This window comes from Devosia rhodophyticola, assembly GCF_028816475.1.
GTDB lineage: Bacteria > Pseudomonadota > Alphaproteobacteria > Rhizobiales > Devosiaceae > Devosia > Devosia rhodophyticola.
Window position 1 is genome coordinate 1,402,548 of sequence record NZ_CP118247.1, and the last position, 15,590, is coordinate 1,418,137.

A 15,590-nucleotide genomic window follows, 5' to 3' on the forward strand; every position below is an offset into this window, starting at 1 on the left:
ACGCTATGGAATGTCGCGTATTTCTGTTTTTTCAGCCCCGTTTCTGCTTGGCTTCGATAATTTCGAAGAACGTGTGGATCGGCTTGCCAAATCGGCTGAAGGCTATCCGCCCTATAACATCGAACGCAGCGTGACGCCTTCGGGTGTTGAACGGTTTTTGGTTTCGATTGCGGTGGCCGGTTTTGCCCTTAACGAACTCGAAGTGATTGCGGAGGACAATCAGATATTGGTCCGCGGTCGGCAAAAGGACGATCCAGGCCGGGAGTTTCTGCATCGCGGCATTGCCGCGCGTCAGTTCCAGCGCAGCTTTCTCCTAGCCGAAGGGATGATCGTCAAGGATGCAACTTTAGGTCATGGTATGCTCGTTGTTACTCTTGAGAGGCCACCTGTCGAAAAGATCGCTCGTCAAATCGAAATTCGATCAGTTTAGAGAAAGGGCCGAATAATGTACGAAAAACGTAGCGAACAGCCCGAAGCCGTCGATCCGAATCATCCGCTGAAAATGTTGACCGCAGCCGAATTTGCCGCACTGGGCGGCGATGCCGTTGCTTTTGTGCGCGCGATTAGCGGGCATGAGTTGGACATGATCGTGCAGGATGTCGATTTTATCGCCGACGAACTCTACCAGCTGGTGATGTCCGCTGATGGCACCCCGCTTCTGGTTACCGACACCGAAGACTCGGTGGCTGAATGGCTCGATGACAAAAATTTGGGACTAGTGTCGGTTCACTGACCGATCATGGTAAACGGCCGACCCTTCAGGATCGGCCTTCAAACTTGAAATATCAGGCCGCGACGTAGGTTGCGACCGGGCTGGTCAGAATCTCATAAAGATGTTGGGGATCATGGCTCTTGCGCAAATCTGCCACCAGCGCTTCGGTGCGCAACAGGCGGGCCACGCGCGACAGCGCCTTGAGATGATCTGCCCCAGAGCCTGCGGGCGCCAAAAGCATCATCACCAAATCCACCGGCAAATCATCAACCGAATCAAATTCGAGCGCTGGTGACAGGCGGGCAAATACGGCGGTAACGCCATCCAGCCCGGCCAGCTTGCCATGGGGCACAGCTACACCATCGCCAAGTCCGGTTGATCCCAACGTCTCGCGTTCGAGCAAAGTGGTCAGAATTTCGCTTCTGTCGTGTCCGGTAGTCTCCGCTGCATTGTCAGCAAGTTGTTCAAATAACTGGCGTTTTGATGTGAGATCCGTACAAATAAGTACGGATCTCTTAGCCAGAATATCGGCCAGTTCCATTCAGATACCTTAGAATTTTCTTAATTCATTATCTGGATTGGTCTTTCGCTAATTTGCCCCCAGCGCCGGATCAATCCACCCAATATTGCCATCGGTGCGGCGGTAGACCACATTCAGCCCACCATGTCCAGCGTGGCGGAAAACCACGACTCCAGATTGGCTGAGGTCTAGTTCCATCACGGCTTCACCCACACTGAGCGAACGCAGGTTCTTGGTGGTTTCGGCAATGACGGGCGGCGCGTAGTCCTCATCGAGCTCATCATCGCCATCGCCGGCGCCCAAAACGGTATATTGGGCCATCAGCCCCTCACCCTTGGCGCCCTTTCCATGCGATTTGAGCTTGCGCTTGTAGCGGCGCAGCCGCTTTTCGATATTCAGCGTCATCACGTCATAGGCTGCGGTAGCGTCGTTCCCTTGCGCGCTCGATTGCAGCATTGCTCCCGAATCCAGATGCACGATGCAGTCGGCGCGGAAGCCACTACCGTCCGGAGTCAGCGTGAGATGCCCATCATAGCCGCCATCGAAATATTTGGCGACGATGGCATCGAAGTTCTCTTCCGCCTTGGATCGGAGCGCTTCACCAACGTCCATGTTCTTGCCAGAAACGCGTAAGGTCATGGATCCCTCTTTTCGTTATTTTATCGTCGCTTTGGTTCCGACGATCCTATGGATATGGTCACGAACCACCTTTGATGCTAGTCCCAAGCCCGGCTTTGAGGCAATGCGCAACTGTGCGCCCGACGGCAATTGACGGGGTGACAATGGCGGCGAACGCCTTTACGCTTCGGCTCGAGTTTTCGGGTAGCCAGAGCGCCCCAATTCAAGCGCGCGGTTCGGCCCGTTTGAGGCCATGGCTGGCGTCTGGCAAAACCAGGTGCGGCGGCTGATGCCCATCCATGAACGCCCTGATATTGACGATGACCGCTTCGCCCATCTCGATGCGCGCCTCTAGCGTTGCCGAGGCCATATGGGCAGTCAGCACAACCTTGTTGGCTTCGGCCAGCGCCAATAGTTTTTCATTGATCCCATTGCGGTTTTCAAAGACATCGAGCGCCGCGCCGCTGAGATGGCCGCTTTCAATGCCGGCAACCAATGCTGCCTCATCGACCAATTCGGGGCGGGAGACATTGACCACAAAACTGCCCGGCTTCATGCGGGCCAACCGGTCGGCGTCGAGAATGCGATAGGTCTCGCGGGTGCGCGGGGTGTGCAGGCTGACGATATCCACCGCTTCGATCATGGCGTCGAGATCGGCCCAGTAGACGGCCTCCAACGGCTCTTCGAGCGCGGGGGGCGGCGATTGCGCGAATAATAATGGATTTTCAACCCGAACGCCTTGGCGCGCTGGGCAACGGCGGTGCCGATGCGGCCCATGCCGACAATGCCCAGCGCCTTGCCGCGCAGCCGATGGCCCAGCATCCAGGTCGGAGACCAGCCGGCCCATGCCCGCTCGCGCACCAAAAGCTGGGTGCCCTCAATCAGGCGGCGCGGCAGCGCCAGCATCAGCATCATGGCCATGTCGGCGGTATCTTCGGTCAGAACGCTGGGGGTATTGGTTACAGCCAGCCCCGCCGCCAATGCCGCCTCGATATCAATATTATCCACCCCATTACCGAACTGGGCAATCATGCGCACCGAGGGGGGCAGGCGCGCGATCAGTCGGGCGTCGATAATGTCGGTAATCGAGGAAACCAGCACATCCTTTTCGGCCAGTCCGGCCACCAGATCATCGGCGTGGAGCGGCACATCGGCTTCGTTGACGTCGGTTTCAAACAGCGTGCCCATACGGGCCTCGATGACATCGGGCAGTCGGCGTGTCACCAGAATTCGAGGCTTGCTCGTGTTCATCTATGCAATAATTTCCGCACCGGTTTGGACCAGCCCGACGCGCGTACAATGCGGTGCATCGGGTCAAAAAGACAGTCAGACTGCCATTTTCAAGGACCATTAAGGATCATGGTGTAGTGATAGGTCAATTCCACTATCACTGCAAAGCCATGTTTGATTCCAATCCCTGCAAGCCCACCAACCTCCGGCCACATCGGCTCGCCTTCTGGCGGGCGGCAATGGTTTGGGCGCTGGTGTTTACCGGGATGGTGCTTCCGACACTGGCGCAGGAAAATCCAAGCGGGCTGCCGTTGCCCCGATTTGCCAGCACGCGCTCGGATCCGATCAATGTGCGGGTGGGTCCGGGCACCAAATATGAGGTCGCCTGGATCTATCTCAAGGCCGGTGTGCCGATTGAAATCATTGCCGAATTCGACACGTGGCGCAAAGTGCGCGACGTCGAGGGGCAAACGGGCTGGATTCACCAGAATCTGTTGTCGGGCAACCGGGTCGGCTATGTCAAAACCGACGATGCTGGCGGTGAAATCACGCTGCTGTCGGCACCAGACCCCGCAGCCAAGGCGCGCGCCATGCTGCAAAACGGCTTTCGCGTGCAGCTAAACGAATGCGATGGCCAATATTGTCAGGTCACGGCCAGCTATCAGCCTGATGGCGGGCGCAGCCAGTCCTATACCGGCTATGTCGAGCAGGCTCTGGTTTGGGGCGCGCTGCCCAACGAAAATTTCGACTAGTCCCGCGCCGCAGCAATCGTGCGGGCCACCGCCGCCGAATCGGTCTGGGTAAGCTCATATTCGCGTTCAAGATTATCGCCGCCCATGCCGACATGGGGATTGCGGAACGCCATCGGGCTTTTAGCGGTTTTGGGTGCGGCAAAGTGCATTTCGGTAACGCCGGTGCCGGCGCGCACCGCCGCTATATTGTTTGCATCCAGTTCGCCGCAGGCCATGATAACCAATCGCCCGGCCGCCAGTTGCACCGTGTCTTTCAAGATATCCATGCCCTGGACAGCGGTATCTCGTTGTCCGCTGGTCAGGACGCGATCAACGCCGCAACGCACCAGCGCCTCGACGGCAGCGCGATAGTCGCGGGTCATGTCAAAAGCACGATGGCAGGTGACGCTCATGGGCCGAGCCGCCTCGACCAGCGCAGTGGTGCGGGCCTCGTCAATGTCACCTTTTTCGGTCAGGCAACCGATGACGATGCCGGCCACACCCAACTCGCGCAGGGCGGTGACGTCGGCCAACATGGCGGCAAATTCGGCCTTTGAGTACAAAAAGTCGCCGCCGCGTGGCCGCACAATGACATGAAATGGAATGTGGGAGAGGCGGAGCGCTTCATGGACTACCCCGAAGCTGGGCGTCAGTCCGCCTTCGATCAGGCTGGCACAAAGTTCGACCCGGTCCGCGCCACCCTTTTGGGCTGCAACCAGCCCGTCGGTGCCCTCAACGCAAATCTCGATTGTCAGCTTGTCCGTGGCCATCTTGCTCTCCCCCAAATCAGTGGCGAGTAGACCCCCTGTCGCTTTGGCAGGCAAGCCCCAGGCTGGGGCAAATTGCCATCATTTCGCCAAAACATTGGGTGAACTGCGCAGTCCAGGCGAAAGCAGCGAGCAACCTATGGCCGCCATTGTGCCGGGATAGAATCTCGTTCGCTGGAGCCTTCATGTTGCCGCTTCGCGCCTTTTTGTCTAATTGCCGCGCCGCCTCGGCGGTGGAATTTGCCTTGTTGACCCCGGTCTTTGTGTTGATGCTGACCGGTATGCTGGCCTACAGCATCTATTTTGGCGCGGCCCATTCGGTCCAACAGATTGCCGCAGATGCAGCGCGCACCTCGATTGCCGGGCTGAACGGGCGCGAACGCGATGCGCTTGTTGCGGCCTATATCGACAATAATGCGGCTGACTATCTGCTGATCGAGCGCGCGCGGCTGAGCTATACAATCGGGGACAAGGCGAGCGATCCCAGCCAATATCAGGTCAGCATCGATTATGACGCCAGCGCGCTACCAATCTGGAACCTTTATCCGCCGCTCCCCTTGCCCAGCAAGACCATCCGCTTTTCCTCCTCGATCCGCCGGGGCGGGTTATGAAACTGCTTGGGCGTTTTGGACGGGCAGAGGATGGCAATATGGCCATCCTGTTTGCCGTGGCGCTTTCGATATCTGCGGTGGTTTCGGCTTTTGCGGTCGACGCCGCCAGCCTTTACAATATGCGGCGGGTCATGCAGTCCAATGTTGATCTGGCAGCACTTGCCGCCGCGCGCGATCCGGCCAACGCCACCGAAATTGCCCGGGCGGCGCTGGCGGAAGCTGGCCTGATCGAGCCAGACGCGCCGGCATCAGCGGGTTCCAAATCGGGCGCCCGACTAAGCGTTATGCCCGGCCACTACGAAGCCGATCCAGACCTGCCGGTGGCGCAGCGCTTTGTGGCGGGACAGGCACCGCTCAATGCCGTGCAGGTGCGGCTTGAACGGCCCGGTGAGCTCTATTTTGCCAAATCCTGGAGCCCGACACCGACGTTGGGTGCCAGTGCAATTGCCCGGATCACGCCGCAGGTCAGTTTTTCCATTGGCTCACGGCTGGCAAAGTTTCAGGGCGGATTAGTCAATGGCGTGCTCAATGGGTTACTCGGCACCAATGTCTCACTCAGTCTCGTCGATTACAAGAGTCTGCTGGACGCCAGAATCGACGCCTTCGCTTTTCTTGATGCGCTGGCCCAGCAATTGCACATCAGCGCTGGCACCTATGATGATGTGCTCGCCGCCCAAGCCGACCGGGGCGACATTGCCGCGGCTCTGGCCCAAACCCTGGATGGCAGCGCACAGTTGGTGGCGCAAAAACTTGCCAACGGACTTGCCGAAAGCGATGCGGTCAATGTGGGAAGGCTGTTTGACCTGGGAGATCTGGGACGACTCGATATCAATTCGGGCGGTCAGAACCTGTTCACCTCGTTTTCGGCGCTGCAAATGCTGGTCGCCAGCGCCAGTGCGAGCGATGGCAGCCACCAGATCAATCTCAAGCTGGCCGCCAACGTGCCGGGGCTGGCCGGGCTTTCGCTCAAGCTGGCGGTGGGTGAACCGCCTCAAACTGGCAGTTGGTTTGCTGTTGGACCACGAGGCACGGTGGTTCGGACCGCGCAGGTGCGGCTGGCCCTGACCGCGCACCTGTTAGGCGGCGGCGTATTGGGCAATGCCGGGGTCAATCTGCCGCTCTATCTTGAATTGGCCCATTCCGAAGCCATGGTCAGCGGGGCCAGTTGCCCCACCCCCTCGAGCCCGCGCGGTACTGCCAATATCGCGGTTCGGCCCGGGGTTGCCCGGCTGATACTGGGCGAGGTCGATGCCAATAGTTTTGGGGCCTTTGCCAGTCCGCCCAGCATCGGGGAGGCGCAATTGATCAATGCGCTGCTGCTCAAAGTCACCGGTAGCGCCAATGTCGAGATCGCCCAGACCACGCCGCAAACGCTCTCTTTCTCGTCGGCCGACATCGAGGCAGGACGGCTCAAGAGTGTGCATACCCAAACCATTGTTTCCTCACTGATCGGTTCGCTCCTGGGGGACCTGCACCTTAAGGTTCGCGCGCTGGGACTGGGGCTGGCCTCGCCCGCCATCATTGCCCAGGCGATCGAGGGGCTAATCTCACCGCTGGCGCCGATGCTTGATCTGACCATTGAAACGCTACTGCAAACACTGGGTCTCAGTCTCGGCGAGGCCGATGTGCAGGTTTATGGCGTTCGGTGTATTGAACCGGTGCTTGTCGGATAGCGCTTTTTGGGCTTCTCAATCTTTCCCGAATTTTTGGGTCGCAACATGCTTGACATCCTAGTTTAGTGTGCTACATATCCAGCACACTACGTAGGTAATTCACATGGACGACTTTCATACTGGCCAGCCGATCTTCATGCAGATCCGCCAGCGCCTGATCGAAATGATCCTGCGTGGATCGGTTGGGGAGGGTGATCCCCTGCCCTCGGTGCGCCAGATCGCCGCCGACATGGCGGTCAATCCGTTGACGGTCACCAAGGCCTTTGAAGCCCTGGTCGATCTTGGAGTAGTCGAAAAACGCCGGGGACTCGGCATGTATGTCAAAACTGGTGCGCGACCGGCCTTGCTGGCCCATGAGCGCGAAAAATTCCTGAGTGAAGACTGGCCGCGCATTGCCGCCCAGATCAAGGCACTCGAACTCGACCTGTCCACATTGCTGACCAAGAACAGGTCGGCTACCCCCGGGGGGAAAAATCCGATGACTGAACCTGAAGCCGCACTGGCCCCAATCGTTACGGCGCGTGGCCTGCGCAAGAAATTTGGCAACAAGGAAATCCTGCACGGGCTGGATTTCGACATTCCTGCCGGGCGCATCTATGGGCTGATCGGCCATAATGGTGCCGGCAAGACCACGACGCTCAATGCCATTCTGGGGCTGACAAATTGCCAGGGCACTATCCGGGTGCTGGGCGAGGACCCGTTTGCGCGCCGGGCCAAGCTGATGGAAAATGTCGCTTTCATTTCCGATGTTGCCAGCCTGCCCCGCTTCTTGCGGGTGCGTGAACTGTTTGCTCTTCTGTCCAATATCCATCCCAATTTTTCTCAGGACAAGGCGCGCAGTTTCCTTGAGGGCACCGACATTCGGCCCGAAGCCAAGATCAAACAATTGTCCAAAGGCATGATGGCCCAACTGCACCTTGCCGTGGTCATGGCGATCGATGCCAAGCTGCTGGTGCTGGACGAGCCGACGCTGGGGCTGGATATCACTTATCGCAAGCGGTTTTACCGTCGCCTGCTCGAAGACTATATGACCGAGGAGCGCACCCTGCTGATCACCACGCATCAGGTTGATGAGATCGAATTTATGCTCTCGGACATCATGTTCATTCGCGATGGCAACATGATCCTGCACATGCAGATGGAAACGGTGAACGAGAAATTTGCCCAATTGGTGGTAGCTGATGAGCAAAGCGCCGAGACGGCGCGGACGCTCAAGCCGGTCTATGAGGAAACGCGGTTTGGCCAGACGGTAATGATTTTTGACGGGGCCGACCGCGAGACGCTTCAGACGCTGGGCAAGGTATCGACGCCAACCATGTCGGACCTGTTTGTTGCGCTGATGCAGCGACCAACGGTTAATCCGGAGACAGCAAAATGAAGGCTTTTGTTGCTTTGGTGCGGCGCGAGCAGATTGAGCATCGCGGTGCCTTCCTGATTGCGCCGCTGGCGCTTGTGGCCATCCTGTTCGGCGCCACTGTTCTGGCCTTTACCGTGGGGCGGGTCGATGCGCGCTTTTCGGGCGCCATGATGAATCTGGCCCCGCTGCGGGTGTTTGCAATCGGCTTTCTGGGCGTCGGCTTCGCCTGGGCACTCTATCTGATCGCGACGCTGTTCTTTTATTGCGCCGACGGCTTTGCCGCCGACCGCCGCAACAATGCCATGCTGTTCTGGAAGTCGATGCCGGTTTCGGACCTTCGAATTCTCTATGCCAAACTGGCAGCAACGCTCACGATTTTTCCGGCCACCATCTACGTGGTTTCACTACTGAGCAGCGCTCTGCTGATGGGTGTGGCGGTGGTGACCTCCAATATCAGCACCGGCAATGGGCTGGCGATGCTGGGCAATATTTTTGACATCTATGTGCAAGTGGCGGGTTCAACGCTTCTGGCGCTGGTTTTGGGTCTGCTCTGGTATGTGCCCTACATGGCGCTGGTTGGGGCTCTGGCAACCGTTGTGGGGCGCTGGGCGATACCGCTGTCGCTGCTGCTACCATCGCTCGTGTCGCTGCTTGAATGGGTGACGCTAGGCGGGCTCAGCCCCTTCCATACCCATGTTTGGAACTATCTGGCCGACCGTAGCGATTTCAAGCTCGCCGATGGCTATCTCGAAAACTGGTTTCACGCGGAAGGCACCTTCAGCATGGTCGATTTTGGCAATGACCTTCTGGCGCGCACCGATTGGACCCAGATGGCGATCGGCTGGCTGTTTGCCGCTGTCGTCATATATCTGGCCAGCGAATACCGGCGCCGGTACAACGACAACTGAGCGACGGCGGCAGGCCTTTCTGGTCTGCTGCGCTAGACCTTGACCGGGTGTTCGGCCCGGTCCTTGTCGCCAAAAATGCGCAGATAGCGGGCAATTTCGGCAGGATCGCCGGTCGCCTTGGCTGGATTGTCCGACAGTTTGACTGCCGGGCGACCATTGGCCTTAGAAACCTTGATGACGATGGAAATCGGATCGAGGCCCGGATTGACGTCGGGGGCGCAGCCTTCAAAATCATTGGTCAGATTGGTGCCCCAGCCAAAGGCCATGCGCACCTTGCCATCAAAATGCAGATAGGCCGCCTCGATCATGTCGACATCGAGTCCATCGGAAAAGATCAGCAGTTTTTCGCGCGGGTCGCGGCCGTGCCGCTTCCACCATTGGATGATCCGCTCGCCGCCTTCGATGGCCGGGGCGCTATCGGGGCGAAAACCGGTCCAGTCCGCCACCCAGTCGGGCGCGTCGCGCAAGAAAGCGGTGGTGCCGAAGGCATCGGGCAGGACGATCTTGAGGTTGCCACCATAATAGCTCTCCCAATCCTGCAATACCTGATAAGGCGCGGCCTTGATCGAGGATTCGGTGGTGGCAAGCGCTGCCAAAACCATGGGCAGTTCATGGGCGTTGGTGCCCAACGCCTCAAGATCATTGTCCATGGCCAGTTTGACGTTGGAGGTGCCGGTGAAATTATCGCCGATTCCCTCCTTGAGCGCTTCCACGCACCAGCGTTGCCACAAAAATGAATGGCGCCGCCGGGTGCCGAAATCGGAAATTTTTAGATCGGGCAGTTTTTGCAGCCGCTCGACCTTTTCCCACATCTTGGCCTTGGCGCGGGCGTAAAGCACATCGAGCGTGAAGGGCCCGTAGCGCTTCATGGCGGCGCGAGATCGCATTTCATTGATGATGGCGAGGGCCGGAATTTCCCACATGGAGGTTTCGACCCAAGGCCCGTAAAATTCCAGATCGAACTGCCCGTCGCGCTTTTCCAGCCGATATTCGGGCAGTTGGAAGTCTTCGAGAAATTTGAGAAAGTCTGGTTCGAAAATCTGTCTGGAGCCATAAAAACTGTTACCGGCCAGCCAGATCATTTCCTTTTTGGAAAAACGCAGGCCGCGCGCATAATCGAGCTGGGCGCGTAACTCATCGATGTCGATCTCCTCGGCCAGACGCACCCTTTTGGTGCGGTTGATCAGGGAAAAGGTGGCATCGACCCTGGGATAAAGTCCCCAGATCATCTGCAGCATCAAAATCTTGTAAAAGTCGGTATCGAGCAGGCTCCGAATGATCGGATCAAGCTTCCAGGTGTGATTGTGCACCCGTCGCGCTATATCGGTCTTCGGCATTGGTCCCGCCCAGGCTCTTGCAAATTCACCTCGGGCTTTTATCGCGAACTAACGATGAATGCCAGCCGTTGCCCGGCACCGGCCTTAAGCAAACTGAAAGACGGCGAAGCGGTCAAGCGCCTCGTCAAGCGCGGCCTTGGCATTGGCGTCCGGGGCGCGGTGCCAATGCAGGTTTTGCACCAGCAGCGACCTGGCCGTCCGGTCCGCCTTGAGATCGATCACCGCCGCGATCTCTTCGCCCATCAGCACCGGCAGGGCAAAATAGCCCATTTTACGCTTTTCTGACGGCAGATAGGCCTCAAACAGATGTTGGTAGTCAAAAAACAGTTTGAGGCGGGGGCGCTGGATAGTCAGCGGATCGAACGGCGACAGGATATGGACCAGTTCCGAGGCTGGATGCGGTGATGCCGCCATGGCAGCGGGCGTTGCCCAATGCTGCACACCGGGGGCGTTGGCCAGATGGACCGGCATCAATTTTTTCGACCGCACCCGCGCCGCGATCAGGGCGCCGATCGCTTTTTTGCGCGGGGCGTCGAGATGGCAGATGGACTGCAGGCTGACCATGCCCTGGGCACGCAGGGCCCGATCCAGCACATAGGCGGTGACCTGGTTCTCGCTGGCGGGCCGGGGACGGCTCAACCAGCCAAAATGGCGCGCGCTCAGATCATAGGTCTTGAGCATCCCTTCGCGGGCGCTGACCGTCAGATGGCCTTGAAAAAACGCCATTTCGAGGATGCGTTTGGAGGGTTTTCGGCTGCCCCAGAGATGGGCCTTGTCTACCCGCACATCACTATCGAAATCGCGCATCGACAATGGCCCCTCAGCCCGAATACGCCGGAGCAAGGCTTTCACGTCACGGGGCGCCACAGTGCCAAACCAGCGGCTGGGCGTCTCGCGAAGACGCGCCATCAGAATCCATGAAATAGCGATAGTCGGCGCTCGGCACATAGGCCAGCGCATGGGTCCAATATTCGAAGACCGATTTATCAGTCGACTGGGCCTGAGCCAGATCGGCGCGGCGATAGTCGGGAATGCGTGAATAAAGGATATGATGGTGGCATCGCTCGATGACATTGATGGTGTCGATCTGGACATAGCCCAGATGCGCAATGGCGCGCGGCGTCGCTTCTGGTCCGGCGCCGAACGGGGCAGACTCGTCCAGCCGCTGCGCCCGCAACCAGATGCGGCGTGCCTGCGATGTCGATACGGGATGGGAGGAAAGCTTTGGGCTGCGACTCATGGATGATATTATTGCCAAGACGCGGCAAGACTTCCAGTAGTGACTGACAGATCAAGGACCTGAGGACACCGGGCGGGATTGCCAATGATCGATATATCGATTACCCGTGCTCCGCGTCTCGCTGTTGGGGACAACGTATTCGCCTGAGTTTGTCTTTGCGTTGTTGATCATTGGTTTAACTGGATATGGGCATTAGATATTATCTGACCTTCGTTTATATGTTACGTTCTAGCAGAATTGCGGCATTGGCATTGGCTGAAATGCGATTTTCCAGCACTCCTTATTGTATCACAGTTGCAGGCCTATGCAGGAGCCGCAGTTGTATAAACTGCCAACGCCTTTGGATTTATCATGACATTTGAAGAGACGCGACCGGCCCTGCTTCTCGCAGCGCTCGTTGGCGCACTTGCCATGGCGCCGGTAGCGCCTGAGGCAGGCAATGCACTGTTCCTGATTGCTGGTGTATCGGCACTACTGCTACTACGGGCCCAAGATCTAAAGCTGCTCGCGCGCCCAATCGTTTGGATGCCATTGATTGCCATGGGATTGCTATCGATTGCCTACGTGGTCGCCGATGGGTCGTTCAATGGACTTATCGGGATTGCCTATTTTGCCCCCCTGCTGGCCATCTGGCCACTTCTTGCCTTGAACCGCGGCAGTATCGCAACGGCACCGGGGGCCATCGCAATCCTGGCTTTATGTGGTGTGGCAGGGGCCACAACAATGGGGATCAATGATTTTCTGACAACAGGGACCGATCGCGCCGGCGAATCGGTTGCCAACCCGATCCACTACGCGGATGTGGCCCTTGCCATCGGCTTTTTGGCAACAATTGGTGTGGTCTATACCAAGAAGGGGTGGCGATATATTTATCTGGCTGGACCGCTATTGGCATCAGCGGCCGTTTTGCTCTCGGGAACACGCGGTGCGGTTGTCGCCCTTGTCGTCATGGGCACGGCAGCAGTCACTTTGATAATTTGGTTTCGGTTGGTGACATTGCGATTTGCCGGAATTGCGACGCTGATAAGTGCGGCTATTTTGGTCGTTGCCCTTTTCGCGGGCGTCGGCGAGACTTCCGGGGTACTGCGCATGTCGTCAGAAGTTACGGATGTGCTGCGCAACGGCCCTCCTACTGACGAGATCAACAAAGCTCAGGCTGCAGATGTACACGGGGGGCCTGCGTGCCTTTCTGGCTTCGCCCCTGGTTGGGCACGGTCCATTTGATTTTACGACCGTTGCGTCGAACTATGTAGACGTGCCGTTCACTCCCCCACCGCATTTGCACAACGATCTCGCCGATTTTGCAGCTAGTGGTGGCGTTCTTGGGCTCCTTGGGTATTTCATGTTCTTGCTGGCACCAGTCGTCGAAGCTCTGCGCGCGCCCCATTCCGCCAAGCGCTTTGGGCTTATTGTGATCGCTGCGACCCTGAGCGTCGGCTATTTGGTGATGGGTTTGACAAATGCGATGTTCGGCATACTCAACGTCACAGTTTGCTTTGCCGCATTGTCCTTGGTCGTCGGGCTGCTGAGCCACCGTCCACAATCGGGGCAAACAGCGGCGCTGAATTCCTCGCCTCAATGTTAGTGCACGAGCGCTCCATATTGGCGTTATGTCCGGTCGAAGAGGCAAGGCGTCCCTAGCTGGGCGAAGGTCAACTAACGCCATCACTGGCATCAAAAAGTACGCCCTGGTGCACGGTGGGTTGATATCCTCACGGCAATTTTGGACATAAAGATCATGTCGATGATCCTTCCTAAGCGTTGCGAGGTGGAGGAGACAAGCGATGGGGCGCGGGCTCGATATGAGCAGGGAGGCAGCAACATCTCGATTGGACAGGTCGTCGTTATCGGTGTAGGCAGCGCTGTAGTCCGCAATTTTGAGAGTGGCCAGACTGTTGTGGGCGTGGCAGCGTGCGCCTTGGAGAAATCATAGTGCTCAATACTCCATTTTCCCCTTGGCCATCCTTTACAACGGAAGAAATCGAAGCCGTTTCCAAAGTCCTGGCGTCCAACCGCGTGAATTACTGGACAGGAGACGTCTGTCGGGGCTTCGAGACGGCATTTTCCCGCTTCGTTGGTGCAAAGCACGCTGTGGCCCTGGCAAATGGAACTCTGGCTCTCGATGTCGCCCTTAAGGCGCTAGGTGTCGGCGCTGGCGATGAGGTGGTTGTGACACCAAGAACCTTTATTGCCTCGGTGTCTGCAGTGGTAACGGCGGGGGCCATCCCCGTTTTTGCTGATGTTGATCGGGACACACAAAACATCACGGCTGAGTCTATTGCGCGCGTTCTTTCGCAGCGCACCAAGGCGATTATTCCCGTTCATCTGGCGGGCTTGCCTTGCGATATGGATCCGATCATGGATTTGGCACGCGAGCGTGGATTGTTCGTTATCGAAGACTGCGCACAGGCCCATGGCGCCCTCTACAAGGGGCGTAGTGTTGGAACAATTGGCGACGTCGGTGCCTGGTCCTTTTGCCAGGACAAGATAATGACGACCGGCGGCGAGGGGGGCATGGTCACGACCAATGACGGCGCGCTTTGGTCTGCCATGTGGTCCTACAAAGACCACGGCAAAAGCTGGCAAGCCGTCTATGATCGCAGCCACCCACCGGGGCCCCGGCTCGTTCACGATAGCTTTGGCACGAATTGGCGCATGCTGGAAATGCAGGCAGCCATTGGTTTGATTCAGATTGACCGCATGCCGAAGTGGACACAACGACGGACAGATGTGGCGCATGCCATCACCGAGACGCTTCGGCGACATGTTGCGGTTCGCGTACCCTTGGTACCTGAGTATGCCCGGCACGCGCATTATCGGCTCTATGCTTTTGTCTGTCCCGATCAATTGGACACTGGCTGGTCACGAGATCGGGTCATTGATGAGATCGTCAAACGGGGGGTCCCATGCATGCATGGCTCGCAATCCGAAGTCTATCTTGAGGCCGCCTTCGATGACTCCTCATGGCGCCCGATGCACAGGCTTTCGGTCGCCCGCGAACTTGGTGAAACCGGTATCGCCTTTCTGGTCCATCCCACACTGACTGATGCCGAGGTGTCAAAAACCTGCGATGTCGTCGCACAAGTGCTCACCGAAGCTGTCGGGGGCTAGGGACTAAGGACGACGTGGGGAGGGCATTTCAGAACCAAGCTGCGCCCTATGCTCGTTGCCAGAGGGTACACCGCGGCAGTTCGGTCTTTCGCTGGTCTGAGGTATGATACGCACGCCCATAGGCCCATTCGGGAAGCGAATACTGAATGAAGCGCTCGGCCTTGCCGTTGGTTTTGGGCGTGTAGGGTTTGGTGCGGATGTGCTTGAGGCCATTGTTCAGGCAAGCTAACTTGAACTGCTTCGAACGATAGCAGATCCCATTATCGCTCATAATGCGCTCAACACGGATTCCGAGTTTGCGATACTAGGCCACTGCGGCCTTCAGGAATGCCACCGCATCCTGCTTGCGTTCGCCGGCTAACACCTGGCTGAAGCCGAGGCGCGAATGGTCGTCAACGCAGACATGCACAAACTCCCAACCGATACTGCGCGCGTTGCTCTGATCCACGAGATCAGCGGCGATGCGATGGCCTGTGCGGGTGAACTTGACAGCGACGGCCTGCGATACAGCCTCGCCGAACGCGGCGCCATCGCAGACATCCGCCGATGCCGACACGACGCAGGCTCCCCGCTTTCGAAGCTGATCTCTACAAGAAGCGCCATCAGGTTGAGAGGTTCTTCAGCAAACCAAAACACTTTCGGGCTATCGCCACCCAGTACGACAAGCGCGACGCCAACTTCCTAGCCCCCCATACAACTCGCCTCACTGCGCACTGGTTGCGGACTTGCGAAGCGATGACCTATTGCTGTTTGTCTAGCGGAGAAGCGGATTCTC

The 15,590-nt window shown here is 57.9% G+C and carries 14 protein-coding genes and 4 pseudogenes; 11 read left to right on the forward strand and 7 right to left on the reverse strand.

Features of this window, described 5'->3' with window-relative positions; all coding sequences use genetic code 11:
- Positions 1-10 precede the first annotated feature (10 nt).
- Both PSQ90_RS06790 and PSQ90_RS06795 read left to right on the forward strand, forming a co-directional pair.
- Positions 11-430 carry an Hsp20 family protein gene (locus tag PSQ90_RS06790; RefSeq protein WP_282212647.1) on the forward strand — a complete coding sequence of 140 codons (420 nt, stop codon included), beginning with the start codon at positions 11-13 and terminating at the stop codon, positions 428-430.
- Between the two features lie 15 nt (positions 431-445).
- Entirely contained in the window at positions 446-733 is a 288-nt protein-coding gene (locus PSQ90_RS06795) for a DUF1150 family protein (protein ID WP_282212648.1), read from the forward strand.
- Positions 734-785: 52 nt separating this feature from the next.
- Here PSQ90_RS06795 and PSQ90_RS06800 read toward each other — a convergent pair whose 3' ends face one another.
- From PSQ90_RS06800 to PSQ90_RS06810, 3 genes and pseudogenes are all read right to left on the reverse strand, one after another.
- The gene (locus PSQ90_RS06800) at positions 786-1,253 is read right to left on the reverse strand and encodes a PTS sugar transporter subunit IIA (protein WP_282212649.1); all 468 of its coding nucleotides are present in this window, start codon (positions 1,251-1,253) and stop codon (positions 786-788) included.
- Positions 1,254-1,301: 48 nt separating this feature from the next.
- The gene (gene hpf, locus PSQ90_RS06805; RefSeq protein WP_282212650.1) at positions 1,302-1,871 is read right to left on the reverse strand and encodes a ribosome hibernation-promoting factor, HPF/YfiA family; all 570 of its coding nucleotides are present in this window, start codon (positions 1,869-1,871) and stop codon (positions 1,302-1,304) included.
- Positions 1,872-2,073: 202 nt separating this feature from the next.
- Positions 2,074-3,101, reverse strand: a pseudogene (locus PSQ90_RS06810) (2-hydroxyacid dehydrogenase).
- A gap of 149 nt (positions 3,102-3,250) precedes the next feature.
- On the opposite strand from PSQ90_RS06810, the gene PSQ90_RS06815 reads away from it, so the two are divergent.
- The gene (locus PSQ90_RS06815; RefSeq protein ID WP_282212651.1) at positions 3,251-3,832 is read left to right on the forward strand and encodes an SH3 domain-containing protein; all 582 of its coding nucleotides are present in this window, start codon (positions 3,251-3,253) and stop codon (positions 3,830-3,832) included.
- Here the strand turns inward: PSQ90_RS06815 and PSQ90_RS06820 are convergent.
- Positions 3,829-4,581, reverse strand: coding sequence for a copper homeostasis protein CutC (locus PSQ90_RS06820; protein ID WP_282212652.1), 753 nt, complete (start codon positions 4,579-4,581; stop codon positions 3,829-3,831). The genes PSQ90_RS06815 and PSQ90_RS06820 overlap by 4 nt on opposite strands.
- Positions 4,582-4,763: 182 nt before the next feature.
- Between PSQ90_RS06820 and PSQ90_RS06825 the strand changes: the two genes are divergently transcribed.
- The 4 genes from PSQ90_RS06825 to PSQ90_RS06840 all read left to right on the forward strand — a co-directional run bounded on the left by PSQ90_RS06825 (position 4,764) and on the right by PSQ90_RS06840 (position 9,127).
- Positions 4,764-5,189, forward strand: a complete 426-nt coding sequence (locus PSQ90_RS06825) for a TadE/TadG family type IV pilus assembly protein (RefSeq protein ID WP_282212653.1) — start codon at positions 4,764-4,766, stop codon at positions 5,187-5,189.
- On the forward strand, positions 5,186-6,862 hold the full coding sequence (locus tag PSQ90_RS06830) for a TadG family pilus assembly protein (RefSeq protein WP_282212654.1): 1,677 nt from the start codon (positions 5,186-5,188) through the stop codon (positions 6,860-6,862). The genes PSQ90_RS06825 and PSQ90_RS06830 overlap by 4 nt, the downstream gene beginning before the upstream one ends.
- 103 nt (positions 6,863-6,965) lie before the next feature.
- Positions 6,966-8,240, forward strand: a complete 1,275-nt coding sequence (locus PSQ90_RS06835; RefSeq protein ID WP_282212655.1) for an ATP-binding cassette domain-containing protein — start codon at positions 6,966-6,968, stop codon at positions 8,238-8,240.
- A complete protein-coding gene (locus tag PSQ90_RS06840; RefSeq protein WP_282212656.1) occupies positions 8,237-9,127 on the forward strand; it encodes a hypothetical protein in 891 nt (296 codons plus the stop codon). The genes PSQ90_RS06835 and PSQ90_RS06840 overlap by 4 nt, the downstream gene beginning before the upstream one ends.
- A 32-nt stretch (positions 9,128-9,159) precedes the next feature.
- Here the strand turns inward: PSQ90_RS06840 and pncB are convergent, their stop codons facing one another.
- Positions 9,160-10,464, reverse strand: coding sequence for a nicotinate phosphoribosyltransferase (gene pncB / locus PSQ90_RS06845; RefSeq protein ID WP_282212657.1), 1,305 nt, complete (start codon positions 10,462-10,464; stop codon positions 9,160-9,162).
- A gap of 84 nt (positions 10,465-10,548) precedes the next feature.
- A pseudogene (locus PSQ90_RS06850) lies at positions 10,549-11,704 on the reverse strand (winged helix-turn-helix domain-containing protein).
- 351 nt (positions 11,705-12,055) lie between these two features.
- On the opposite strand from PSQ90_RS06850, the gene PSQ90_RS06855 reads away from it, so the two are divergent.
- The 4 genes and pseudogenes from PSQ90_RS06855 (at position 12,056) to PSQ90_RS06865 (ending at position 14,815) form a co-directional block, all read left to right on the forward strand.
- Complete coding sequence (locus PSQ90_RS06855; RefSeq protein ID WP_282212658.1) at positions 12,056-12,928, forward strand: hypothetical protein; 873 nt, start codon at positions 12,056-12,058, stop codon at positions 12,926-12,928.
- A pseudogene (locus PSQ90_RS17130) lies at positions 12,894-12,986 on the forward strand (hypothetical protein); the annotation flags it as partial. The gene PSQ90_RS06855 and the pseudogene PSQ90_RS17130, both read left to right, overlap by 35 nt.
- Before the next feature lie 60 nt (positions 12,987-13,046).
- Positions 13,047-13,289: a hypothetical protein gene (locus PSQ90_RS06860; protein ID WP_282212659.1), complete on the forward strand. Its 243-nt coding sequence runs from the start codon at positions 13,047-13,049 to the stop codon at positions 13,287-13,289.
- Positions 13,290-13,636: 347 nt separating this feature from the next.
- Positions 13,637-14,815, forward strand: coding sequence for a DegT/DnrJ/EryC1/StrS family aminotransferase (locus PSQ90_RS06865; protein WP_282212660.1), 1,179 nt, complete (start codon positions 13,637-13,639; stop codon positions 14,813-14,815).
- A 70-nt stretch (positions 14,816-14,885) separates the two neighbouring features.
- On the opposite strand, the pseudogene PSQ90_RS06870 reads toward PSQ90_RS06865, so the two are convergent.
- Positions 14,886-15,302 (reverse strand): annotated as a pseudogene (locus tag PSQ90_RS06870) (DDE-type integrase/transposase/recombinase); the annotation flags it as partial.
- Positions 15,303-15,590 lie beyond the last annotated feature (288 nt).

Coding starts and splice junctions, on each gene's coding strand:
- PSQ90_RS06790 (WP_282212647.1), top strand. CDS start 11: ATGTCGCGTATTTCTGTTTTTTCAGCCCCGTTTCTGCTTGGCTTCGAT.
- PSQ90_RS06795 (WP_282212648.1), top strand. CDS start 446: ATGTACGAAAAACGTAGCGAACAGCCCGAAGCCGTCGATCCGAATCAT.
- PSQ90_RS06800 (WP_282212649.1), bottom strand. CDS start 1,253: ATGGAACTGGCCGATATTCTGGCTAAGAGATCCGTACTTATTTGTACG.
- hpf (WP_282212650.1), bottom strand. CDS start 1,871: ATGACCTTACGCGTTTCTGGCAAGAACATGGACGTTGGTGAAGCGCTC.
- PSQ90_RS06815 (WP_282212651.1), top strand. CDS start 3,251: ATGTTTGATTCCAATCCCTGCAAGCCCACCAACCTCCGGCCACATCGG.
- PSQ90_RS06820 (WP_282212652.1), bottom strand. CDS start 4,581: ATGGCCACGGACAAGCTGACAATCGAGATTTGCGTTGAGGGCACCGAC.
- PSQ90_RS06825 (WP_282212653.1), top strand. CDS start 4,764: ATGTTGCCGCTTCGCGCCTTTTTGTCTAATTGCCGCGCCGCCTCGGCG.
- PSQ90_RS06830 (WP_282212654.1), top strand. CDS start 5,186: ATGAAACTGCTTGGGCGTTTTGGACGGGCAGAGGATGGCAATATGGCC.
- PSQ90_RS06835 (WP_282212655.1), top strand. CDS start 6,966: ATGGACGACTTTCATACTGGCCAGCCGATCTTCATGCAGATCCGCCAG.
- PSQ90_RS06840 (WP_282212656.1), top strand. CDS start 8,237: ATGAAGGCTTTTGTTGCTTTGGTGCGGCGCGAGCAGATTGAGCATCGC.
- pncB (WP_282212657.1), bottom strand. CDS start 10,464: ATGCCGAAGACCGATATAGCGCGACGGGTGCACAATCACACCTGGAAG.
- PSQ90_RS06855 (WP_282212658.1), top strand. CDS start 12,056: ATGACATTTGAAGAGACGCGACCGGCCCTGCTTCTCGCAGCGCTCGTT.
- PSQ90_RS06860 (WP_282212659.1), top strand. CDS start 13,047: ATGTTCTTGCTGGCACCAGTCGTCGAAGCTCTGCGCGCGCCCCATTCC.